This is a genomic window from Pararhizobium antarcticum (genome assembly GCF_001885585.1).
GTDB classification, from domain to species: domain Bacteria; phylum Pseudomonadota; class Alphaproteobacteria; order Rhizobiales; family Rhizobiaceae; genus Pararhizobium; species Pararhizobium antarcticum.
The window spans coordinates 1-21,184 of record NZ_LSRP01000119.1; the positions used below are offsets into that span (position 1 = coordinate 1).

The 21,184-nt window shown below is 60.6% G+C and carries 23 protein-coding genes; 21 read left to right on the forward strand and 2 right to left on the reverse strand.

What is annotated here, in order from left to right; translation table 11 throughout:
* Positions 1 to 440: class I SAM-dependent methyltransferase (locus tag AX760_RS21550; protein ID WP_139276537.1), on the forward strand; the 440-nt coding region annotated here is incomplete at its 5' end.
* On the opposite strand, the gene AX760_RS21555 is transcribed toward AX760_RS21550, so the two are convergent.
* Positions 427 to 948, reverse strand: coding sequence for a hypothetical protein (locus AX760_RS21555; RefSeq protein ID WP_071835079.1), 522 nt, complete (start codon positions 946 to 948; stop codon positions 427 to 429). The genes AX760_RS21550 and AX760_RS21555 overlap by 14 nt on opposite strands.
* 304 nt (positions 949 to 1,252) lie before the next feature.
* Between AX760_RS21555 and sdhC the strand changes: the two genes are divergently transcribed.
* The 20 genes from sdhC (at position 1,253) to AX760_RS21655 (ending at position 20,570) form a co-directional block, all read left to right on the forward strand.
* Positions 1,253 to 1,648, forward strand: coding sequence for a succinate dehydrogenase, cytochrome b556 subunit (gene sdhC, locus AX760_RS21560; protein ID WP_071835098.1), 396 nt, complete (start codon positions 1,253 to 1,255; stop codon positions 1,646 to 1,648).
* 13 nt (positions 1,649 to 1,661) lie between these two features.
* Positions 1,662 to 2,042 (forward strand): succinate dehydrogenase, hydrophobic membrane anchor protein, encoded by a 381-nt coding sequence (gene sdhD, locus AX760_RS21565; protein ID WP_071835080.1) that lies wholly within the window; start codon positions 1,662 to 1,664, stop codon positions 2,040 to 2,042.
* Positions 2,043 to 2,048: 6 nt separating this feature from the next.
* Positions 2,049 to 3,908 carry a succinate dehydrogenase flavoprotein subunit gene (sdhA, locus tag AX760_RS21570; protein WP_071835081.1) on the forward strand — a complete coding sequence of 620 codons (1,860 nt, stop codon included), beginning with the start codon at positions 2,049 to 2,051 and terminating at the stop codon, positions 3,906 to 3,908.
* 12 nt (positions 3,909 to 3,920) lie between these two features.
* Positions 3,921 to 4,700, forward strand: a complete 780-nt coding sequence (locus AX760_RS21575) for a succinate dehydrogenase iron-sulfur subunit (protein WP_071835082.1) — start codon at positions 3,921 to 3,923, stop codon at positions 4,698 to 4,700.
* Between the two features lie 148 nt (positions 4,701 to 4,848).
* The gene (msrA, locus tag AX760_RS21580; protein ID WP_071835083.1) at positions 4,849 to 5,445 is read left to right on the forward strand and encodes a peptide-methionine (S)-S-oxide reductase MsrA; all 597 of its coding nucleotides are present in this window, start codon (positions 4,849 to 4,851) and stop codon (positions 5,443 to 5,445) included.
* 181 nt (positions 5,446 to 5,626) lie between these two features.
* A complete protein-coding gene (locus AX760_RS21585) occupies positions 5,627 to 6,187 on the forward strand; it encodes a protease inhibitor Inh/omp19 family protein (RefSeq protein ID WP_071835084.1) in 561 nt (186 codons plus the stop codon).
* A 58-nt stretch (positions 6,188 to 6,245) separates the two neighbouring features.
* Positions 6,246 to 7,409 carry a cell division protein ZapE gene (zapE, locus tag AX760_RS21590; protein WP_071835099.1) on the forward strand — a complete coding sequence of 388 codons (1,164 nt, stop codon included), beginning with the start codon at positions 6,246 to 6,248 and terminating at the stop codon, positions 7,407 to 7,409.
* 185 nt (positions 7,410 to 7,594) lie between these two features.
* Entirely contained in the window at positions 7,595 to 8,557 is a 963-nt protein-coding gene (gene mdh / locus AX760_RS21595; RefSeq protein WP_071835085.1) for a malate dehydrogenase, read from the forward strand.
* Between the two features lie 58 nt (positions 8,558 to 8,615).
* Positions 8,616 to 9,809 (forward strand): ADP-forming succinate--CoA ligase subunit beta, encoded by a 1,194-nt coding sequence (gene sucC / locus AX760_RS21600; RefSeq protein WP_071835086.1) that lies wholly within the window; start codon positions 8,616 to 8,618, stop codon positions 9,807 to 9,809.
* A gap of 18 nt (positions 9,810 to 9,827) precedes the next feature.
* Positions 9,828 to 10,730 (forward strand): succinate--CoA ligase subunit alpha, encoded by a 903-nt coding sequence (gene sucD, locus AX760_RS21605; protein WP_071835087.1) that lies wholly within the window; start codon positions 9,828 to 9,830, stop codon positions 10,728 to 10,730.
* Positions 10,731 to 10,894: 164 nt separating this feature from the next.
* The gene (locus AX760_RS21610; protein WP_071835088.1) at positions 10,895 to 13,891 is read left to right on the forward strand and encodes a 2-oxoglutarate dehydrogenase E1 component; all 2,997 of its coding nucleotides are present in this window, start codon (positions 10,895 to 10,897) and stop codon (positions 13,889 to 13,891) included.
* 79 nt (positions 13,892 to 13,970) lie between these two features.
* A complete protein-coding gene (gene odhB, locus AX760_RS21615) occupies positions 13,971 to 15,212 on the forward strand; it encodes a 2-oxoglutarate dehydrogenase complex dihydrolipoyllysine-residue succinyltransferase (RefSeq protein WP_071835089.1) in 1,242 nt (413 codons plus the stop codon).
* Positions 15,213 to 15,223: 11 nt separating this feature from the next.
* On the forward strand, positions 15,224 to 15,637 hold the full coding sequence (locus AX760_RS21620) for an MAPEG family protein (RefSeq protein ID WP_071835090.1): 414 nt from the start codon (positions 15,224 to 15,226) through the stop codon (positions 15,635 to 15,637).
* Positions 15,638 to 15,676: 39 nt separating this feature from the next.
* Positions 15,677 to 16,321, forward strand: coding sequence for a LysE family translocator (locus AX760_RS21625; RefSeq protein ID WP_071835091.1), 645 nt, complete (start codon positions 15,677 to 15,679; stop codon positions 16,319 to 16,321).
* A complete protein-coding gene (locus tag AX760_RS21630; protein WP_071835092.1) occupies positions 16,321 to 16,818 on the forward strand; it encodes a hypothetical protein in 498 nt (165 codons plus the stop codon). The genes AX760_RS21625 and AX760_RS21630 overlap by 1 nt, the downstream gene beginning before the upstream one ends.
* Positions 16,815 to 17,570: an SDR family oxidoreductase gene (locus AX760_RS21635; protein WP_071835093.1), complete on the forward strand. Its 756-nt coding sequence runs from the start codon at positions 16,815 to 16,817 to the stop codon at positions 17,568 to 17,570. Before AX760_RS21630 ends, AX760_RS21635 begins: the two co-directional genes overlap by 4 nt.
* A 25-nt stretch (positions 17,571 to 17,595) precedes the next feature.
* Positions 17,596 to 19,002, forward strand: a complete 1,407-nt coding sequence (gene lpdA / locus AX760_RS21640) for a dihydrolipoyl dehydrogenase (RefSeq protein WP_071835094.1) — start codon at positions 17,596 to 17,598, stop codon at positions 19,000 to 19,002.
* Between the two features lie 84 nt (positions 19,003 to 19,086).
* The gene (locus tag AX760_RS21645; RefSeq protein ID WP_071835095.1) at positions 19,087 to 19,566 is read left to right on the forward strand and encodes a DUF2867 domain-containing protein; all 480 of its coding nucleotides are present in this window, start codon (positions 19,087 to 19,089) and stop codon (positions 19,564 to 19,566) included.
* A 62-nt stretch (positions 19,567 to 19,628) separates the two neighbouring features.
* A complete protein-coding gene (locus AX760_RS21650) occupies positions 19,629 to 20,261 on the forward strand; it encodes a LysE family translocator (RefSeq protein WP_071835096.1) in 633 nt (210 codons plus the stop codon).
* Positions 20,262 to 20,387: 126 nt separating this feature from the next.
* The gene (locus AX760_RS21655; RefSeq protein ID WP_071835097.1) at positions 20,388 to 20,570 is read left to right on the forward strand and encodes a hypothetical protein; all 183 of its coding nucleotides are present in this window, start codon (positions 20,388 to 20,390) and stop codon (positions 20,568 to 20,570) included.
* Positions 20,571 to 20,728: 158 nt separating this feature from the next.
* On the opposite strand, the gene AX760_RS27330 is transcribed toward AX760_RS21655, so the two are convergent.
* On the reverse strand, positions 20,729 to 21,184 hold a 456-nt coding region (locus AX760_RS27330), incomplete at its 5' end, for a hypothetical protein (protein WP_175552113.1).

A 21,184-nucleotide genomic window follows, 5' to 3' on the forward strand; every position in this document is an offset into this window, starting at 1 on the left:
CTGATCTGGTGCGGGGCATGCATGTCATCGATTTTGCTTCGGGATCGGGTCTGGTGGCGATCGCCGCGATGAAGGCCGGGGCAGCGTCGGTGCTTGCTGTCGATATCGATCCCTGGGCGGAGACTGCGGTGCGCTTGAACGCCGGGCTCAACGATGTCGCTGTCGGCTTTTCAGGCGAGGACTGGATCGGCCGCGAAAACGGTGCGGCGGTGCTGCTGGCCGGTGACGTATTCTACGACAAGGCTTTTGCCGCGCGGCTCATCCCCTGGTTTTCGGCCCTGTCGCGGGATGGCACCACTGTCATCATCGGCGATCCCGGCCGATCCTACTGCCCCAGGGACAGGATGCGGGCGCTGGCCACCTACGAAGTGCAGGTGACGCGCGTGCTTGAAGACAGCGACGTCAAGAAGACGACGGTCTGGCAGTTCAGCGGCGAATGACGCAGACGCCGGCCTCGAAGGAGCAGGACCGATCAGCCTGAGACGGGTTGACGTGGATGATCTTGCCGCGCGGGCGCTGATCGCTGCGGCCAATCTCTTCGGTACCGACATCATAGCCATAACTTTCGCTGCGAAAATATAGGCCGTTGCGGCCGTCGCGCCAGGCGGAAAGATTGCCGAAATAGGCGTCGCCCCCCCTGTTCGACCAATAACCATCGCGATGTTGACGGCGATCATGACGGCGATGATGGCGGACGATCCGGCGCTCGTCTCGCCTGTCATGCTGGTGCCAGTCGCGGCGCGCATGCCGCCGGTCGAAGCGATCCCGGTTGGCATTGTAGGTTCGTGTCTGGACATCGAGCCGCTTGTAGTGATTGCGGCTGTGTTGCGGTCGCTCGTTATGGTGCCGCCCACGTTCGCCTGCCTCGACGTACCCCGTGACGGAAAACACAAGCAGGCACAGGGCGATCAAGACTTTCGTTGCATGCCGTGGATGAAATGCGCGCATGATGGGCTGCCTTCTGGAAAACGCTTAACAAATCCTTAACGGCAATCTGGGGCAGGGCGCGGCAAAAGTCACGGATTTCGCTGAATTTTCCGGGCATATCGTTAACGGTGGAACGGCGGCAGGACCTTTGGTCGCAGGTGCCTGGTCCTAATCGATTAAATTGCTTTTGCAGCGCAAACACACTTGTCGTTAAGCCTTATGGTGCTTAAACGTCTGGAAGACTGAATTGTGCACAATCGGGTGCAAAACCGGATAAAATTCGTCCAGTTTTTGGGCGATCTGCCGGTTGATCCGTGGGGTTCCGATGACGAATGTCACCAAAAGCCGGCCGCTTTCGCCGCATCTGCAAATCTACAAGCCGATACCGACGATGATCATGTCGATCGTGCATCGCCTAACCGGCGCTGCGCTGTATTTCGGTACAGTCCTCGTGGCCTGGTGGCTGATCGCCGCCGCCACCGGTCCTGCCCATTACGACTGGGCCAGCTGGGCGTTCGGGACGATCCTTGGACGGCTGGTTCTGTTCGGTTACACCTGGGCGCTGATCCATCATATGCTTGGCGGCATCCGGCATTTTATCTGGGATCTCGGGTATGGCTACGAGAAGCATTTCGCAACCAAGCTCGCCATCGCCAACCTGATCGGCTCAGTCGTGATCACCTTGCTGGTCTGGGCTGTCGGTTACGCGGTCCGGTTCTGAGGGAGAAAATCTGATGGATATGCGCACCCCTCTCGGCAAGGTCCGTGGCCTCGGCTCCGCCAAGGATGGAACAGAGCATTTCTGGCGCCAGCGCCTTACCGCCGTTGCCAATGTGCCGCTGATGATCTTCTTTGTGTTTTTCGTCGTAAGATATGCTGGTGCACCGCATGGAGAAGTTGTTGCGGCCCTGTCCAACCCCTTCGTGGCGGTTGTCATGGGTCTCGTGGTTCTCTCAGGGCTGATCCACATGAAGCTCGGCATGCAGGTGATCATCGAAGACTACGTGCATTCGGAAGGCGTGAAGGTTCTCTGTGTCATGCTGAACACTTTTTTTGCGATTGCCGTCGGTGGGCTCTGTCTGTTCGCCGTTCTGAAAATCGCGTTTGCAGGATAATTCGTCATGGCATCCACAAGCTCGGCATCCACAAAGCCGCTTTCGGCAAACGGCAAGGCATATGAATATGTCGATCATGCCTACGACGTGATCGTCGTCGGCGCCGGTGGCGCTGGCCTTCGCGCCACGCTCGGCATGGCCGAACAGGGCTTCAAGACCGCCTGCATCACCAAGGTTTTCCCGACGCGCTCCCACACGGTCGCAGCGCAGGGCGGCATCGCGGCGTCGCTGCAGAACATGACACCGGACAGCTGGCAGTGGCATCTCTATGATACCGTCAAGGGTTCCGACTGGCTCGGCGATGTCGATGCCATGCAGTATCTCGCCATGGAAGCGCCAAAGGCCGTCTATGAGCTGGAGCATTACGGCGTTCCCTTCTCGCGCAATGCAGAAGGCAAGATCTACCAGCGGCCGTTTGGTGGCCACATGCAGAATTACGGCGAAGGCCCGCCGGTGCAGCGCACTTGCGCTGCAGCCGACCGCACCGGCCACGCCATCCTGCACACGCTCTATGGCCAGTCTCTGAAGCACAATGCGGAATTCTTCATCGAGTATTTCGCGCTGGACCTGATCATGTCCGACGACGGCAGCCGTTGCACCGGCGTCGTTGCCTGGAACCTCGACGACGGCACGATCCATCGTTTCGCGGCAAAGATGGTGGTGCTGGCGACTGGCGGTTATGGCCGCGCCTATTTCTCCGCAACGTCGGCGCACACCTGCACCGGCGATGGTGGCGGCATGATCGCCCGTGCCGGACTTCCGCTGCAGGACATGGAGTTCGTCCAGTTCCATCCGACCGGCATTTATGGCGCCGGCTGCCTGATTACCGAAGGTGCGCGCGGCGAGGGTGGCTATCTCGTCAACTCCGAGGGCGAGCGCTTCATGGAGCGTTATGCCCCGTCGGCCAAGGACCTGGCCTCGCGCGACGTCGTGTCGCGCTGCATGACGCTGGAAATCCGTGAGGGTCGCGGCGTCGGCAAGGCCAAGGACCACATCTACCTGCATCTCGACCATCTCGATCCGGCCGTGTTGCATGAACGCCTTCCGGGCATTTCCGAAAGCGCCAAGATCTTTGCCGGCGTCGACGTGACGCGCGAGCCGATCCCGGTTCTGCCGACGGTTCACTACAATATGGGCGGCATTCCGACCAACTACTGGGGCGAAGTGCTTGATGCCGACGGTGCCAATCCGGAACGGATCATTCCCGGCCTGATGGCTGTCGGCGAAGCCGGCTGCGCCTCGGTGCACGGGGCCAACCGTCTCGGTTCGAACTCGCTGATCGACCTCGTGGTCTTCGGCCGCGCCGCTGCCATCCGCGCCGGCGAAGTCATCGATCGCGCCTCGTCGATCCCGGCGATCAACGAGAAGGCATCGGACAAGATCATGAGCCGCTTCGACAAGCTGCGCCATGCCAATGGCCAGACCCCGACGGCGATCCTGCGTGAAAAGATGCAGCGCACCATGCAGGAAGACGCGGCCGTGTTCCGCACCCAGGAATCGCTCGAATCCGGCTGCAAGCGCATGAATGCGATCTGGCAGGAAATGAGCGACATCAAGGTCACCGACCGTTCGATGATCTGGAACTCGGATCTGGTCGAGACGCTCGAACTGGAAAACCTGATGGCCAATGCCATTGCCACTGTGGTCGGCGCCGAGGCCCGCAAGGAAAGCCGCGGCAGCCATGCGCGCGAAGACTATGTCGATGGCCCTTTCGGCGGCCGCGACGACGTCAACTGGCGCAAGCACACGCTGTCCTGGGTCAACGAGTCCGGCGACGTCAAGCTTGACTACCGCCCGGTCCACACCGAATTGCTGCAGCCTGGGATCGATCCCTACAAGATCGAGCCGAAGGCGCGGGTGTATTGAGGAGAATGAACCATGGTTGAACTCGCTCTCCCCAAGAACTCGACGATGACCGAAGGCAAGGTCTGGCCAACGCCGGCCGGGGCCACCAATACCCGTGAACTCCGGATCTATCGCTGGAGCCCGGATGACGGCAAGAACCCGTCGATCGACACATTCACCATCGATGCCGATGATTGCGGGCCGATGGTGCTCGATGCGCTGCTCTATATCAAGAACAAGATCGACCCGACGCTGACGCTGCGTCGCTCCTGCCGCGAAGGCATTTGCGGTTCCTGCGCGATGAACATCGACGGCACGAATACGCTGGCCTGCACCAAGGGGCTCGACGAGGTCAACGGCACCGTCAAGGTCTACCCGCTGCCGCATATGCCCGTGGTCAAGGACCTGGTGCCGGACCTCACGAACTTCTACGCCCAGCACCGCTCGATCGAGCCCTGGCTGAAGACCGTTTCGCCGACGCCGGCCAAGGAGTGGAAACAGAGCCACGAGGACCGCCAGAAGCTTGACGGCCTTTACGAGTGCATTCTCTGCGCCTGCTGTTCCGCCTCCTGCCCGAGCTACTGGTGGAACGGCGACCGCTATCTCGGCCCGGCCGTACTGCTGCAGGCCTATCGCTGGCTGATCGACAGCCGGGATGAGGCCAAGGGCGAGCGTCTCGACAATCTGGAAGATCCCTTCCGCCTCTATCGCTGCCACACGATCATGAACTGCGCCCAGACCTGTCCCAAGGGTCTCAACCCGGCCAAGGCGATCGGCGAGATCAAGAAGATGATGGTCGAGCGCCGCGTCTGACGCGTCCTTGAAATTAACGATTAACACAGAGGCCGGGCACAATGTCCGGCCTCTTTGCTTCACCCTGTGATCACGGGCGCGTGCCTTCATTTGATTTGAAACTTTTCGGCCGTTCGATAGGTATAGTCTCCAAATGGGAGAATTGCCGATGTTGCGTACAGTCCTTGTGCTTGGTTTTCTTGGTCTTGGGGCTGTTGCGGGGCGCGCGGCCGAGCCGCAGGTCGCGATCTTTGCGGGCGGCTGCTTCTGGTGTGTGGAGAGCGATTTCGACAAGGTGCCCGGGGTGCTCGAAACCACGTCGGGTTATGCCGGCGGCACCAGCAAAAATCCGGCCTACAAAACCTACATTGCCGGAGGGCACCGCGAGGTGGTGGAGATCAAGTTCGACCCGGACAAGGTTTCCTATGAAACGCTCTCTGATATTCTTTTCCGCACGACGGACCCGACCGATGGCGGTGGCCAGTTCTGCGATCGCGGCTTTGCCTATTCGACGGCGATCTATGCGCTGAGCCCGGAGCAGGCGTCGCAGGCCGAGGCGTCCAAGGCCAGGGCCCAGGCGGAACTCGGCAAGCCGATCGTGACGCCGATCGAGCCGGCGGCAAAATTCTGGCCTGCAGAGGATTATCATCAGAATTTCGCCACGCGCAGTTCAATCCGCTACTGGTATTACCGCAATGCCTGCGGTCGCAATGATGCGGTGGAAGCCTTGTGGGGCATAAAGGCCTATGCGGGTGTCGTTGACTGAAACCCGAATGAAGGACGCACAGAAGACGATACAACCGTCTCGGACCCCTGCCGATGCGTTTCAATCATGTCACAGGTCCCAAAGATTTCCCTCTCTCTTGATTTGCAAGGTGGTTTTACGGTAATTCCGCCTATAATGTCCTGTAAAGCAGGCGTTGAAAGAGAAGAGCAGGAGTAGAGACATGCGGGTTGTACATGCGGCGGCGGGGCTTGCAGTGATGCTGGCTCTGGCGGGATGTCAGAGAACGTCGTCGATGGGCGATTTCAACACGCAGAATGTTTCGCCTGCGCCGCTTCAGGCGCAGCCGGTACAGTCGGTGCAGTCGGGCCAGCTGATGGATCCCACGACGTCGACGACAGATACGTCGCAGTTTCCGGCCGCCCCGGTCAGTGGCACCGGGATTGCCGGCGTTGACGGCACGCAGCCGGCAGGCACCAATGTTGCAGCAGCGACCACAGCGCTCGACGTGACCAAGGAATCCATGGTCGGTAACTGGCGTGTTGCCAACGGGTCGAGCTCCTGCGACATGTTCCTGACCTTGACCAATCTCGGCAGCGGATCGCGCGGCGGCACGCGCGGCTGTGCAGGCGAACTGACGGCGATGGGCTCCTGGGAAGTGGCCGGCAAGCAGGTCGTCCTGAAGGATCGCAACGGCAATCCGCTCGGTCGCGTGTTCAAGACGGCCGAAAAGCGCTTTGATGGCTCGACCAACAGCGGTCAGCCGCTCAGCCTCAGCCGCTAATGATACAGGCCCGGCCACAGCCGGGCTTTTTCTTTCCGCCGTTTACGGCCTTGCTCCGGTGCAACGCTTGCCCAATACCGAAGACAGTATATCGCGAAAACTTCAGTCCCTGATCGCAGCCGGGGAATTGCGCGCAGATCCCGCGCAGATGGTCATCGCCCGTCGGCTCGATCGTCTGGCCGCCGATCTGGTGGCCGGGCGGGCAGCGCGCAAGTCCAATGCGCTGGGCTGGCTTTTTGCGTCCAAGAAGAAGGATCAGCCGGCCACCAAGGGGCAGTATATTTTTGGGGGTGTCGGGCGCGGCAAGACCATGCTGATGGACCTGTTCTTCGATCAGGTGCCCATCCAGCGCAAGAGACGGGCGCATTTTCATGCCTTCATGGCCGATGTTCATGACCGGATCTTCAAGCATCGGCAGAAACTGAAAAATGGCGAGACGCGCCAGGCCGATCCGATGCCGCCGGTGGCCGCCGATATCCTTGCCGAGGCAAGGCTGCTCTGCTTCGACGAGTTCTCGGTGACGGACATTGCCGATGCGATGATCCTGTCGCGCCTTTTCGGAGAACTGTTCGCCAAAGGTTGCGTCGTCGTTGCCACGTCCAATGTCGCGCCGGATGATCTGTACCGCGATGGTCTCAACCGCGATCTTTTCCTGCCCTTCATTGGTCTTTTGAAAGCCCATGCGGATATCGTGCCGCTCGACACGCAGACGGATTACAGGCTGGAAAAGACCGAAGGCCTTCCGGTCTGGCGCCATCCGCTCGGGCCTGAGGCCGACATGGCGATCGAGAAGGCCTGGCTTCGGGAAACGGCCAGTCTGCCGGCAGAGCCCGTTCAGGTCGCGTTTCGCGGCCGCACCATAAACGTTCCTTTGGCGGCCGGTACCTGCGCGCGCTTCTCCTTTGCCGATCTCTGCGAAAAACCGCTCGGGGCAGCGGACTATCTTGCCCTCCTGTCGCGTTACAAGACGCTGTTCGTCGAGCATATCCCGCACCTGGGGCCCGAGCGGCGCAACGAAACCAAGCGTTTCATCATGCTGGTCGATACACTCTACGACGCCGGTGCGCGTGTGTTTGCCTCTGCCGTATCGGATCCGTTGCATCTCCTGACGGCCAAAAGGGGGACGGAAGGTTTCGAATTCGACCGCACGGTGTCGCGGCTGATCGAAATGCAGAGCGCCGAATATGCGCGAATCCATCAGCCGGAAAATGCTGTTTCTTGAAGGAAAGATGACGGATATTCTTACGTTTACGTAAGATAATTGTTATCTAACCGATTGAAATTGTTCTGTCCAAAAGTATTGGTTGATATTTTAGTTTTTGAAGTTTACTTCCTTTCCCCGAAAAGGCTTGGCGTTTGCCGCGTTTCGGGCCTTGATCGTATTTGGATCCCAAAGGAAGCACTTTCATGGCGCGCAACAAGATCGCACTTATTGGTTCTGGAATGATTGGTGGCACGCTGGCACATCTCGCCGGCCTCAAGGAACTGGGCGACATCGTCCTGTTCGATATCGCCGACGGCATCCCGCAGGGCAAGGGCCTCGATATTGCCCAGTCCTCGCCCGTCGAAGGCTTCAACGCCAACCTGACCGGTGCCAGCGACTACGCGGCCATTGAAGGCGCCGATGTCTGCATCGTCACCGCCGGCGTTGCCCGCAAGCCCGGCATGAGCCGCGACGATCTGCTCGGCATCAACCTCAAGGTCATGGAGCAGGTCGGCGCCGGCATCAAGAAATATGCCCCCAATGCTTTCGTGATCTGCATCACCAATCCGCTTGATGCCATGGTCTGGGCGCTGCAGAAGTTCTCCGGCCTGCCGAAGAACATGGTTGTCGGCATGGCTGGCGTGCTCGACAGCTCGCGCTTCCGCCTGTTCCTGTCGCAGGAGTTCAACGTCTCCGTCCAGGACGTGACGGCGTTTGTTCTCGGCGGCCATGGCGACACGATGGTGCCGCTTGCCCGCTACTCCACCGTCGGCGGCATTCCGCTCACCGATCTGGTCAAGATGGGCTGGGTCACCAAGGAACGCCTCGAGGAAATCATCCAGCGCACCCGTGACGGCGGCGCAGAGATCGTTGGTCTTTTGAAGACCGGCTCGGCCTATTATGCGCCGGCTGCATCGGCGATCGAAATGGCGGATTCGTTCCTCAAGGACAAGAAGCGCGTGCTTCCGGCTGCCGCCTATCTGTCCGGCCAGTATGGCGTCAAGGACATGTATGTCGGCGTTCCCACGATCATCGGTGCCGGCGGTATCGAGCGTATCATCGAAGTCGAGTTCACCAAGGCCGAGAAGGAAGCCTTCGACAAGTCCGTCGCCTCCGTGGCCGGCCTCTGCGAAGCCTGCGTCGCCATCGCGCCAAGCCTGAAATAAGGGCCCGCAACAAAGGCCCCGAAACAATTGCCGTTCGGCTCCCAGACAGGAAAATCCCATGAACATTCATGAATACCAGGCCAAGGCTCTGTTGAAGACCTTTGGTGCGCCCGTCGCCGAAGGTGTCGCCATCTTCTCGGCGGACGAGGCGGAAGCGGCTGCAAAGTCGCTGCCGGGTCCGCTCTATGTGGTCAAGAGCCAGATCCACGCCGGTGGCCGCGGCAAGGGCAAGTTCAAGGAACTCGGCCCCGATGCCAAGGGCGGCGTTCGCCTCGCCTTCTCCATCGAAGAAGCCAAGGCACATGCCAAGGACATGATGGGCAACACGCTGGTGACCGCCCAGACCGGGGAAGCCGGCAAGCAGGTCAACCGTCTCTACATCGAAGACGGCGCCGACATTGCCCGCGAACTTTATTGCTCGCTGCTGGTTGATCGCTCCGTTGGCCGCGTGGCCTTCGTGGTCTCCACAGAAGGCGGCATGGACATCGAGGCTGTCGCGCATGACACGCCGGAAAAGATCCATACGATCGCGATTGATCCGGAAGCCGGCGTCACCGATGCCGATATCGCTGCCATCTCCCAGGCGCTCGAGCTTACCGGCGCTGCGGCCGAAGATGCAAAATCGCTGTTTCCGCTGCTCTACAAGGCCTTCAACGAGAAGGACATGGCGCTGCTCGAGGTCAACCCGCTGATCGTCATGAAAGACGATCACCTGCGCGTTCTCGATGCGAAGATGTCGTTCGACGGCAATGCGATCTTCCGCCACGACGACGTCAAGGCGCTGCGCGACGAGACCGAAGAAGACGCCAAGGAAATCGAGGCCTCCAAGTGGGACCTGGCTTACGTGGCGCTCGACGGCAATATCGGCTGCATGGTCAACGGTGCCGGCCTCGCCATGGCGACGATGGACATCATCAAGCTCTACGGCAAGGAACCGGCAAACTTCTGCGACGTCGGCGGCGGTGCCGGCAAGGAGAAGGTGGCTGCAGCTTTCAAGATCATCACCGCCGACCCGAAGGTCGAGGGCATTCTCGTCAACATCTTCGGCGGCATCATGAAGTGCGACGTCATCGCTGAAGGCGTTGTCGCTGCGGTTCAGGAAGTCGGCCTCAAGGTTCCGCTGGTCGTGCGCCTCGAAGGCACCAATGTCGAACTCGGCAAGAAAATCCTCAACGAATCTGGTCTCGCGATCACGGCGGCAGACGACTTGGACGATGCGGCCAAGAAGATCGTCGCGGCGATCAACGCCTAATTTGAAGGACCGGAAACAATGTCAATTCTCGTCAATAAAGACACCAAGGTCCTCGTTCAGGGCCTGACCGGCAAGACCGGCACGTTCCACACCGAACAGGCGCTGGCCTATTACGGCACGCAGATGGTCGGCGGTATCCATCCGAAGAAGGGTGGCGAAACCTGGACCGGCACGAAGGGCGAAAGCCTGCCGATCTTTGCAACGGTGGCCGAAGCCAAGGAACGGACCGGCGCCAATGCCAGCGTCATCTATGTTCCGCCTGCCGGCGCTGCCGATGCGATCATCGAGGCGATCGAAGCCGAGATCCCATTCATCACCTGCATAACCGAAGGCATTCCGGTCATGGACATGGTCCGCGTCAAGGCCCGCCTTGACCGCTCCACGTCGCGCCTGCTCGGTCCGAACTGCCCGGGCATCATGACACCGGAAGAATGCAAGATCGGCATCATGCCGGGCTCGATCTTCCGCAAGGGTTCGGTCGGCATCGTCTCGCGCTCGGGAACGCTGACCTATGAAGCCGTGTTCCAGACGTCGAACGAAGGCCTTGGCCAGACGACCGCCGTCGGTATCGGTGGCGACCCGGTCAAGGGCACCGAATTCATCGACGTGCTCGAGATGTTCCTCGCCGACGACGCCACGACTTCGATCATCATGATCGGTGAAATCGGCGGCGCTGCGGAAGAAGATGCAGCGCAGTTCCTGATCGACGAAGCCAAGAAGGGCCGCAAGAAGCCGATGGCAGGCTTCATCGCGGGCCGTACGGCTCCGAAGGGTCGCACCATGGGCCATGCGGGCGCTGTGGTTTCCGGCGGCAAGGGCGATGCAGAATCCAAGATCGCGGCCATGGAACGGGCCGGCATCCGGGTGTCGCCGTCGCCGGCGCGCCTTGGCACGACACTGGTCGAAGTCCTCAAGGGCTGACCTGAAAACGATATGTGACCGGACCGGCCTTGCGGTCGGCCCGTGTCGCACCATCTGACAGGGAGCGATGGCGCAATCGGCGCCGTGCTCCAGCAAAGGCTGGCCGGGAAGAGCCCGGCGCATCAAACAAGTCGGGAGGCGGACGGACAGGTCCGCGAAGCACCATGGCAAGGCAAGAGGCCAACGAGCAATTTCTGCTGACATCGTTCCTTGACGGCGCGAACGCCAGCTATATCGAGCAGCTTTATGCGCGCTACGAAACCGATCCGTCATCGCTGTCAGGCGAATGGCAATCGTTTTTCAAGGCGCTGCAGGATGCGCCTGAAGATGTGGTGAAGGCGGCCAAGGGCGCCTCCTGGAAAAAGCCGAACTGGCCGATCCAGGCCGGTGGCGACCTTGTTTCAGCGCTTGATGGCGACTGGGGCACGGTCGAAAAGGTCATCGAGAAGAAGGTCAAGGCGAAGGCCGACGAACAGGCCGTGGCCACCGGCGTCCCGGTTGCATCGGCCGACGTCCACCAGTCGACGCGCGACAGCGTGCGGGCCATCATGATGATCCGTGCCTATCGCATGCGCGGCCACCTGCATGCCAAGCTTGACCCGTTGGCCATCGCCACGCCGGTCGAGGATTACAACGAGCTTTCGCCGAAGTCCTACGGTTTCGAGGAGAGCGACTACGGTCGCAAGATCTTCCTCGACAACGTGCTCGGTCTTGAATACGCGACCATTCCCGAGATGATCGAGATCCTGGAGCGCACCTATTGTTCGACGCTCGGCGTCGAGTTCATGCACATCTCCGATCCGGAAATCAAAGGCTGGGTGCAGGAGCGGATCGAAGGTCCCGACAAGGGCGTTGAATTCACCGCCGAAGGCAAAAAGGCCATCCTTGCAAAGCTGATCGAGGCCGAGGGCTTCGAGCAGTTCATCGACGTGAGGTACAAGGGCACCAAGCGCTTCGGTCTGGATGGTGGCGAATCGCTGATCCCGGCGCTCGAACAGATCATCAAGCGCGGCGGCCAGGAAGGCCTGAAGGAAATCATCCTCGGCATGGCCCATCGCGGTCGTCTCAACGTTCTGACCAACGTCATGGGCAAGCCGCACCGCGCGGTGTTCCATGAATTCAAGGGCGGCTCTGCCGCACCTGACGATGTCGAAGGCTCTGGCGATGTGAAGTACCATCTCGGTGCGTCGTCCGACCGTGAATTCGATGGCAACAAGGTGCACCTGTCGCTGACAGCCAACCCGTCCCATCTTGAAATCGTCAACCCGGTTGTCATGGGCAAGGCCCGCGCCAAGCAGGACCAGATGGCCAAGTCCTTCGAGGGCGATATCATCCCGCTGTCTGAACGGGCGCAGGTCATGCCGCTGCTGCTGCACGGCGATGCGGCCTTTGCGGGCCAGGGCGTCACTGCCGAAATTCTGGGCCTGTCCGGCCTGCGTGGTCACCGCGTTGCCGGTACCGTGCATTTCATCATCAACAACCAGATCGGTTTCACCACCAATCCGGCCTTCTCGCGCTCGTCGCCCTATCCGTCCGACGTCGCCAAGATGATCGAGGCGCCGATCTTCCACGTGAATGGCGACGATCCGGAAGCCGTCGTCTACGCGGCCAAGATCGCCACCGAATTCCGGATGAAGTTCCATAAGCCTGTCGTCATCGACATGTTCTGCTATCGCCGCTTCGGCCATAACGAGGGCGACGAACCGTCGTTCACGCAGCCGAAGATGTACAAGGTCATCCGCGCCCACAAGACGGTCGTCCAGGTCTATGGCGAGCGGCTGATTGCCGAGGGCCTGATCTCCGAGGGCGATCTCGAAAAGATGCGCGCCGACTGGCGGGCGCATCTGGAGCAGGAATTCGAAGCCGGCCAGTCCTACAAGCCGAACAAGGCCGATTGGCTCGACGGTGTCTGGTCGGGGCTTCGCGCTGCCGACAACCAGGACGAACAGCGCCGGGGCAAGACCTCGGTGCCGATGAAGGCGCTCAAGGATGTCGGCCGCAAGCTCTGCGAGGTTCCCGCAGGCTTCACCGCGCACAAGACCATCCAGCGATTCATGGACAATCGCGCTGCGATGATTACGTCCGGCGATGGCATCGACTGGGCCATGGGCGAGGCGCTTGCCTTCGGCACGCTCTGTGCCGAAGGAACGAAGATCCGCCTGTCGGGGCAGGACTGCGAACGCGGCACCTTCTCGCAGCGTCATTCGGTTCTCTACGATCAGGAGACCGAAGACCGCTACATCCCTCTGGCCAACCTGTCGCCGACGCAGGGGCGCTACGAGGTCATCAACTCGATGCTCTCGGAAGAGGCCGTACTTGGTTTCGAATATGGCTATTCGCTGGCCCGTCCGAATGCGCTGACCCTCTGGGAAGCCCAGTTCGGCGATTTCGCCAATGGTGCGCAGGTCGTCTTCGACCAGTTCATCTCGTCGGGCGAACGCAAGTGGCTGCGCATGTCGGGCCTCGTCTGCCTTCTGCCTCATGGTTACGAAGGCCAGGGTCCGGAACATTCGTCGGCCCGCCTCGAGCGCTGGCTGCAGATGTGTGCCGAAGACAACATGCAGGTGGCCAACGTCACGACGCCGGCCAATTATTTCCACATCCTGCGCCGTCAGATGAAGCGCGACTTCCGCAAGCCTTTGATCATGATGACGCCGAAGTCGCTGCTGCGCCACAAGCGTGCGGTTTCCTCGCTGTCGGAAATGGCGGGCGAAAGCTCGTTCCACCGCCTGCTCTGGGACGATGCAGAGGTCATCAAGGACGGCCCGATCAAGCTTGCCAAGGACGCCAAGATCCGTCGCGTCGTGCTTTGCTCCGGCAAGGTCTACTACGACCTTCTGGAAGAGCGCGAGAAGCGCGGCATCGACGATGTCTACCTGTTGCGCCTCGAGCAGCTCTATCCGTTTCCGGCCAAGGCTCTGATCAACGAGCTTAGCCGTTTCCGCAACGCGGAGATGGTCTGGTGCCAGGAAGAGCCGAAAAACATGGGCGCCTGGTCGTTCATCGACCCGTATCTCGAATGGGTGCTGGCGCATATCGATGCCAAGTACCAGCGGGTGCGCTATACCGGCCGTCCGGCCGCTGCCTCGCCGGCGACGGGCCTGATGTCGAAGCACCTGGCGCAGCTTGCTGCGTTCCTCGAAGACGCCCTTGGAGGTTAAAGCGGAAGGCTGAACAAGCCTTCCCGCCTCTCCCGAAACAGTCATCAGTATGACACCTGATAAACGGACGTTAAACATCATGGCCACAGAAATCCGCGTTCCCACCCTCGGCGAATCCGTCAGCGAAGCCACCGTCGGCACCTGGTTCAAGAAAGTCGGCGACACCATCAAGGCCGACGAACCGCTGCTCGAACTGGAAACCGACAAGGTGACCATCGAGGTTCCGGCCCCGGCTGCCGGCGTGCTCTCTGAAATCGTTGCTGCCGCCGGTGAAACGGTCGGGCTCGGCGCCCTGCTCGGCAATATCAGCGCCGGTGGTGCTGCTGATGCTGCGCCTGCCGCTGCAGAAAAGAAGGCAGAACCGGCCGCCGCTGCGCCCGCCGCTGCCGCTGCGACCCCGGCTGCACCAATCGTTGCCTCGGCCATGCCGCCCGCCCCCGCTGCTGCCAAGATGCTGACGGAAAACAACATGTCGGCCGAACAGGTCGACGGTTCCGGCAAGCGTGGCCAGGTTCTCAAGGGTGACGTGATTGCCGCTGTCACGAAGGGCGTTTCCGCGCCGGCCGCGGCTGCCGAGCCGGCCAAGGTCGTTGCACGCGGCCCGTCGGCTGCCGAAGATGCGCCGCGCGAAGAGCGCGTGAAGATGACGCGTCTGCGCCAGACGATCGCCAAGCGCCTCAAGGATGCCCAGAATACGGCCGCCATGCTGACCACCTATAACGAGGTGGATATGAGTGCCGTCATGGCGCTGCGCACCAAGTACAAGGATCTCTTCGAGAAGAAGCACGGCGTCAAGCTCGGCTTCATGGGCTTCTTTACTAAGGCTGTCACCCATGCGCTGAAGGAAATCCCGAGCGTCAATGCCGAGATCGATGGCACCGACCTGATCTACAAGAACTTCTGCCACATCGGCATGGCCGTCGGCACCGACAAGGGCCTCGTCGTTCCGGTCATTCGCGATGCGGACGAACTGTCGATCGCAGAAATCGAGAAGGACCTTGGTCGTCTCGCCAAGCTCGCCCGCGATGGCCAACTGGGCATGGCCGACATGCAGGGCGGCACGTTCACGATCACCAATGGCGGTGTCTACGGTTCCCTGATGTCCTCGCCGATCCTCAATGCACCGCAGTCGGGCATTCTCGGCATGCACAAGATCCAGGATCGTCCGGTCGTCGTCGGCGGCCAGATCGTCATCCGTCCGATGATGTATCTGGCGCTTTCCTACGATCACCGCATCGTCGACGGCAAGGAGGCAGTCACCTTCCTCGTGCGCGTCAAGGAGAGCCTTGAGGATCCGGAACGTCTGGTTCTCGATCTGTAAGGAGAAAAATGATGGACGCAGCAGCATTGGCGGCATCGCCGTTCCCCGCAATGGTCGCATGGAGCTTTGCCCTGCTCGTCTTTCACATTAGCCTGCAGGGCATGCTCGCCACGCGGGAACTTGGATCGGCATGGAATGCCGGTCCGCGGGATGGCGACAAGAAACCGTCCGGTGCGCTTGCCGGGCGCGCCGCCCGCGCTTTGTCCAATTTCCTGGAAACCTATCCGGCCTTTGTCGGCCTCGCGCTGGCGCTTGCGATTGTCGGCGATGCCTCCGGCTGGGGGCTGATCGGTGCCGGGATCTGGTTTGCCGGCCGGCTTGTCTACATTCCGCTCTATATGGCCGGCATCCCCTATCTCCGATCGCTGGTTTGGCTCGGGTCGGTGGGCGGGCTGATCGTCATGGCCGCAACCATTATTTTCTAAGCGTTGCGGCGCGGCCGCAGTGATCCCCGGAGAAGTGCCGTGCATCCCTATCTGTTCGAACTCGCCTCGCTTATGGCCATCTTTTTTTTCGCGATCGTCTCTCCGGGCGCCGATCTCGCAATGGTCATGCGTCAGTCGATCGTCAATGGCCGTCGCGCAGCCATCATCACGTCCTTCGGTGTCGGAACGTCGTTGATGTTCCATGTGACCTATACGATTCTCGGGCTTGGCCTGATCATTTCGCAGTCGGTCACCCTGTTCAACATCGTCAAATGGTGCGGCGTCGCCTATCTGATCTACATCGGCATCAAGTCCCTGCGCGCAGGCAGGACGGAAATGCCGACAACGGAGAAAGACGGTTTCAAAGCGACACGCATCGCGCAGTCGGGCTGGAAGGCCTTTGGCCTCGGCTTTGCCGCGAACGCTCTGAACCCGAAGCCGGTGTTCTTCTTCCTGTCGATCTTTTCGACGGTGGTCAGCGCGCACACGCCGATCGCTGTGAAGTTCAGCTATGGACTGGTCATGGCAAGCTGCCTGATCGCGTGGTTCGTCGGCGTCAGCCTGTTCATGACGACGCCCCGGATGCGCGCCGCCTTCTCGCGCGCCAGCCAGTGGATCGACCGTGTCAGTGGTGTCGTGTTCATTGGCCTCGGGCTGAAGCTCGCAACCGAAAAGGCCGTCTGATGAAGACCCGCCTGTGTTCGGCAACTCTTGCAGCGCTGCTTTTGGCCTCCTGGCCGGCGGTCGCTGCCGGCTGCGCGCAGGAACAGGCGATCTATGCTGATCCCGACGGCGCCTATGAGTTGCGCTTTGAACCGGTCGGCTCGACAAGTGCTGCGACCAGCAATCACTTCAAGCTTGCCGTTCTGAAAACCGATCTCGTGCTCGACGGTGTTGTTATGGAAGCCGGCGATCCGCCGCGACCGGCCGGTATGATCATGAACAATTGTCCGGAAGGCGACACCACCGGCGATGAGCTTGCGGCCTGCACCATCTGGGAAGGCGTGCTTTACGCCGTGGATGCCGAGGGCAAGATCGGCCTCCTGTCGCCGGAGGGTACGGAGGCTGCGGCGCAAATCCTCCTGCCTGATCTCGGCCCGGCAATCCGCAGTTCTTCGATCTGGGGCAAAGCCACGGTCGCGCCCTTCGATGTGCTGGCGCTGACGGGGTGCAAGCCATGATCGCGGACAGGCCTGTCCTTCTCGTCACCGGCGGTAGCCGCGGCATCGGTGCTGCCGTCTGCAGCGCCGCCGCCCGCCAGGGCTGGCGCGTCGCGGTCAATTATGCGTCCAACAAGGGCGCTGCGGACAAGCTCGTCGCCGCGATTTCGGATGCCGGCGGTGAGGCGATTGCCGTTGAAGGCGATGTCGGCAGCGAAGCCGGAATAGGGGCGATCTTTGCCGCTGTCGATCAGGCCTTCGGCCGGTTTGACGGTCTCGTCAACAATGCCGGCATCGTCGATGTTCCTGCAAGAATTGACGAAATGTCGGCCGAGCGGCTGGAGCGCATGTTCCGGATCAACATTACCGGCTCGATCCGCTGCGCGGCCGAGGCCGTGCGCCGCATGTCGACACGCTTTGGCGGCAAGGGTGGCGCCATCGTCAATGTTTCTTCGATGGCGGCCGTGCTCGGATCGGCCGGCCAATATGTCGACTATGCCGCCTCGAAGGGCGCGATCGATACGTTCACCATCGGTCTTGCCCGCGAAGTGGCGACCGAGGGCATTCGCGTCAATGCAGTGCGTCCCGGCGTCATCGATACCGAAATCCACGCATCCGGCGGCCTGCCGGACCGCGCCCGCGACATGGCGTCGTCGATTCCGCTGCAGCGTCCGGGGCAGGCCAACGAAGTCGCCGATACAATTCTCTATCTCCTCTCGCCTTCGGCATCCTATGTCACGGGTGCCATTCTCAATGTCAGCGGTGGACGCTAAGCGCCCCTGAAGGAAGGACAATCACATGGCTTATGATCTCATCGTTATCGGAACCGGACCCGGAGGTTATGTCTGCGCCATCAAGGCGGCCCAGCTCGGCCTCAAGGTCGGTGTCATCGAGAAGCGCGCGACCTATGGCGGCACCTGCCTCAATATCGGCTGCATTCCCTCGAAGGCACTGCTGCATGCTTCGGAAGTCTTCCACCAGACGGCGCACGCCATTGACGAACTCGGCGTCGAAGTCAGCGCGCCGACGCTCAACCTCGACAAGATGATGGCGCACAAGGATGCGACCGTGAAATCCAATGTCGATGGCGTCGCCTTCCTGTTCAAGAAGAACAAGATCGATGCCTTTATCGGCACCGGCAAGGTGGTCGGGACCGGCAAGGTATCCGTCACCAACGACAAGGGCGAGGAGCAGATCCTCGAGACGAAGAACATCGTCATCGCCACCGGGTCCGACGTTGCCGGCATTCCGGGCGTGCAGGTCGAAATCGACGAGATGGTCATCGTTTCCTCGACCGGCGGCATTGCGCTTGAAAAGGTGCCGGCAACCATGGTCGTGGTCGGCGGCGGTGTCATCGGCCTCGAACTCGGTTCGGTCTGGCAGCGCCTCGGCGCCAAGGTGACGGTCGTCGAATATCTCGACACGATCCTCGGCGGCATGGATGGCGACGTCTCCAAGCAGTTCCAGCGCATGCTCGCCAAGCAGGGCTTCGATTTCAAGCTCGGTGCCAAGGTGACCGGTGTCGAGAAAGCCGGCGCCGGTGCCAAGGTGACCTTCGAACCGGCCAAGGGCGGCGACGCCATGACCATCGAAGCCGATGTCGTGCTGATCGCCACCGGCCGCAAGCCCTATACGGATGGTCTCGGTCTTGCTGAAGCCGGTGTCATCATGGACAAGCGCGGCCGCATCGAGATCGACAATCATTTCCTCACCAATGTCCCCGGCATCTATGCGCTGGGCGACGTCGTGCGCGGCCCGATGCTGGCCCACAAGGCCGAAGACGAAGGCGTTGCCGTTGCCGAGATCATCGCCGGCCAGGCAGGACATGTGAATTATGACGTTATCCCGGGCGTCGTCTATACGCAGCCGGAAGTGGCGTCGGTCGGCAAGACCGAGGAAGAGCTGAAGGCGGCAGGTATCGCCTACAAGGTCGGCAAGTTCCCGTTCACCGCCAATGGCCGTGCCCGTGCCATGCTGGCAACGGACGGTTTCGTCAAGATCCTTGCCGACAAGGAGACGGACCGGGTTCTCGGTGGCCACATCATTGGCCTGGGTGCAGGCGACATGATCCACGAGATTGCCGTTCTGATGGAGTTCGGCGGCTCTTCGGAAGATCTCGGCCGCACCTGCCACGCGCATCCGACGATGTCGGAAGCCGTCAAGGAAGCGGCGATGGCGACCTTCTTCAAGCCGATTCACATGTAATCGGCACTCGGCTGTGACAAACGGCCATCTTTCATCCTCGGGAACGGCGGCGCAGTGTCGTGTCGCCATTCCCGGGGATTTTTCATGAAGCCGCACCGCGTTTCCGCATTCCTGCCCGATGATCGCCTCCCGCATGCCGACTGGGCCGACCGCTACGAGATCGAGGTCGCTGGCAGCACCCTGACGCCGATCGCGTCGGCTGGTCTCGTGCTCGGTCATGCGCCTGCCTGGGTCCGGCGGCTGCTGGCCTTGCGCAACGCGATCGTCTCCCGATTGGGTCTCAAGTCGGCCGAGATGTCTCTGGGCGACCGAAATGCTCTCGGCGGCTTCCCTGTGCTGAGCGAAAGTGCCCACGAGGCTGTTCTCGGTCTCGACGACAGCCATCTCGATTTCCGCCTCGTCGTGGATGTCCGCAGCAATGCTTCATCCGGACAGACCGTCGGGGTCACGACGCTGGTGTTCCGCAAAAACCTGTTCGGCCACGTCTATATCGCCACTATCACCCCGTTTCATCGCATCATCGTTCGGACGCTCCTCGCCGGCCTTGCCCGACGTCCGGCCTGACTTGTTTCGGCGGCACCGGTCGTGTTTATTGCGAAAGCCATGACGTCTGCCGGGAGCCTCCCATGCCATCCACTGAATTGCTGATCGCCTTTTTCGCCACGACGGCGGTATTTGCCTATATTCCAGGGCCGGCCATGCTCTATGCGGCTGCCCAGACGGTGGCGCGGGGGCGCTGGTCGGGGCTTATGGCGTCGCTCGGCATCCATATTGGCGGATACGCGCATGTGTTTGCCGCGGCTGCTGGCCTTTCCGTTTTGTTTCATGCCGTGCCGATGCTCTATCTGGCTGTGAAATTCGCCGGTGCCGCCTACCTGGTCTGGCTTGGCATTTCGCTGTTCCGCACGCAGGTCGAAGGGCAGGAGGCCGTGCCAGTCATCACGCGGAAATCTGCGCGGCGTGCCTTTTTCGAAAGCATCACCGTCGAGGTGCTCAATCCGAAAACGGCGATCTTCTTCATGGCTTTCCTGCCGCAGTTCATCGATGCGTCCGCCTCGTTTCCGATCTGGCTGCAGTTCGTGATCCTCGGTACGCTGGTCAACCTGATGTTCTCGTCGGCCGATATCGTCTGCGTCTTCCTGGCCGGTGCGGTTCTCGGGCGCCTTCGCCGGTCGAGCCGTGCGCGGCGCGTACTGCAGCGTGCCGGCGGCAGCCTGCTCGTCGGGCTCGGGCTTCACCTGGCCTTTCAGAAAGGCTGATCGACGTTTTATGCGGCTGTGATCTTGCGCCTGTTCCATACGAAACAGCGTGCTCCAAAGCGGCATGGCATGGTCGGGTCACTGGATGAGACGCCCTCATCCGCAACCGGATCAAAGGATCGCCCCATGCGCAAGATCGTTCTCTCCACCGCCGTCGCTGTTGTCGCCGCACTCTCGTATGCCGCCCCGTCGCAGGCCGGTGATTGTGCCGAGAATGTCTACAATCAGCGCTCTTGCTTCATCAAGAAGGTCAAGTCCTACGACGCCTACGGCAACCTCGTCGTCAGGAAAGTTCGCATCTGCAAGTAAGGCAATCGCCGGCGCACTGACCTTCTCCTCCCCGAAACCCGGTCGTCCCTGCGGCCGGGTTCTTATTCTTTCCTTATTCCGAAAAATCTTGCCTGCGTTTTCAAGCCGGTTCCTACAGAACGGCTCTCTCGCTGCTGATTTCTAAGTCGGCCGATCTTTCAGTCATTTTGATACATATATTCAAGAATGTTGGGTTTTAAACGTTCAGTTTCGTCCGATAAGAGCCAGGGTAGTATTCCAGCTAATCTCCAGTCAACCCGATCGCTCGTCATTTCTATTGTCATTGACTTGAACCTGGTATTCCTGCCTGCAATGGAACTGATGTTTTCGCGTGGAACTACTTGCGCAGAGAATGGATCGCTGATGTCCTGAAAGCGAACAAGGGCGGGCATATTTTCCGGAGGGATTTCTAATGGAATGTGCGGTACGTCGCTTGAGCTTTTATAATGATTTTCGCCAGAGAATGTTCCAAATGGCCAAGTTCCATTGTCTTTAAATCTAGGTCCCGCATTTAAAAACCTCATTGTGGCGAATATCATTGTCCCGTTCGAAAATATAATTGGAATGGCTTCGCCTTGAATAGCTAAATATCCACAACTCTCAAGATGAGGAAC

Excerpts from the sequence above, each read along its gene's own strand:
- mdh (WP_071835085.1), top strand. The coding sequence starts at position 7,595 with ATGGCGCGCAACAAGATCGCACTTATTGGTTCTGGAATGATTGGTGGC.
- AX760_RS21645 (WP_071835095.1), top strand. The coding sequence starts at position 19,087 with ATGAAGCCGCACCGCGTTTCCGCATTCCTGCCCGATGATCGCCTCCCG.
- AX760_RS21555 (WP_071835079.1), bottom strand. The coding sequence starts at position 948 with ATGCGCGCATTTCATCCACGGCATGCAACGAAAGTCTTGATCGCCCTG.
- AX760_RS21585 (WP_071835084.1), top strand. The coding sequence starts at position 5,627 with ATGCGGGTTGTACATGCGGCGGCGGGGCTTGCAGTGATGCTGGCTCTG.
- AX760_RS21655 (WP_071835097.1), top strand. The coding sequence starts at position 20,388 with ATGCGCAAGATCGTTCTCTCCACCGCCGTCGCTGTTGTCGCCGCACTC.
- sdhD (WP_071835080.1), top strand. The coding sequence starts at position 1,662 with ATGGATATGCGCACCCCTCTCGGCAAGGTCCGTGGCCTCGGCTCCGCC.
- AX760_RS21620 (WP_071835090.1), top strand. The coding sequence starts at position 15,224 with ATGGACGCAGCAGCATTGGCGGCATCGCCGTTCCCCGCAATGGTCGCA.
- AX760_RS21575 (WP_071835082.1), top strand. The coding sequence starts at position 3,921 with ATGGTTGAACTCGCTCTCCCCAAGAACTCGACGATGACCGAAGGCAAG.
- sucC (WP_071835086.1), top strand. The coding sequence starts at position 8,616 with ATGAACATTCATGAATACCAGGCCAAGGCTCTGTTGAAGACCTTTGGT.
- msrA (WP_071835083.1), top strand. The coding sequence starts at position 4,849 with ATGTTGCGTACAGTCCTTGTGCTTGGTTTTCTTGGTCTTGGGGCTGTT.
- lpdA (WP_071835094.1), top strand. The coding sequence starts at position 17,596 with ATGGCTTATGATCTCATCGTTATCGGAACCGGACCCGGAGGTTATGTC.
- AX760_RS21610 (WP_071835088.1), top strand. The coding sequence starts at position 10,895 with ATGGCAAGGCAAGAGGCCAACGAGCAATTTCTGCTGACATCGTTCCTT.
- sdhC (WP_071835098.1), top strand. The coding sequence starts at position 1,253 with ATGACGAATGTCACCAAAAGCCGGCCGCTTTCGCCGCATCTGCAAATC.
- sdhA (WP_071835081.1), top strand. The coding sequence starts at position 2,049 with ATGGCATCCACAAGCTCGGCATCCACAAAGCCGCTTTCGGCAAACGGC.
- sucD (WP_071835087.1), top strand. The coding sequence starts at position 9,828 with ATGTCAATTCTCGTCAATAAAGACACCAAGGTCCTCGTTCAGGGCCTG.
- AX760_RS21635 (WP_071835093.1), top strand. The coding sequence starts at position 16,815 with ATGATCGCGGACAGGCCTGTCCTTCTCGTCACCGGCGGTAGCCGCGGC.
- AX760_RS21630 (WP_071835092.1), top strand. The coding sequence starts at position 16,321 with ATGAAGACCCGCCTGTGTTCGGCAACTCTTGCAGCGCTGCTTTTGGCC.
- AX760_RS21650 (WP_071835096.1), top strand. The coding sequence starts at position 19,629 with ATGCCATCCACTGAATTGCTGATCGCCTTTTTCGCCACGACGGCGGTA.
- odhB (WP_071835089.1), top strand. The coding sequence starts at position 13,971 with ATGGCCACAGAAATCCGCGTTCCCACCCTCGGCGAATCCGTCAGCGAA.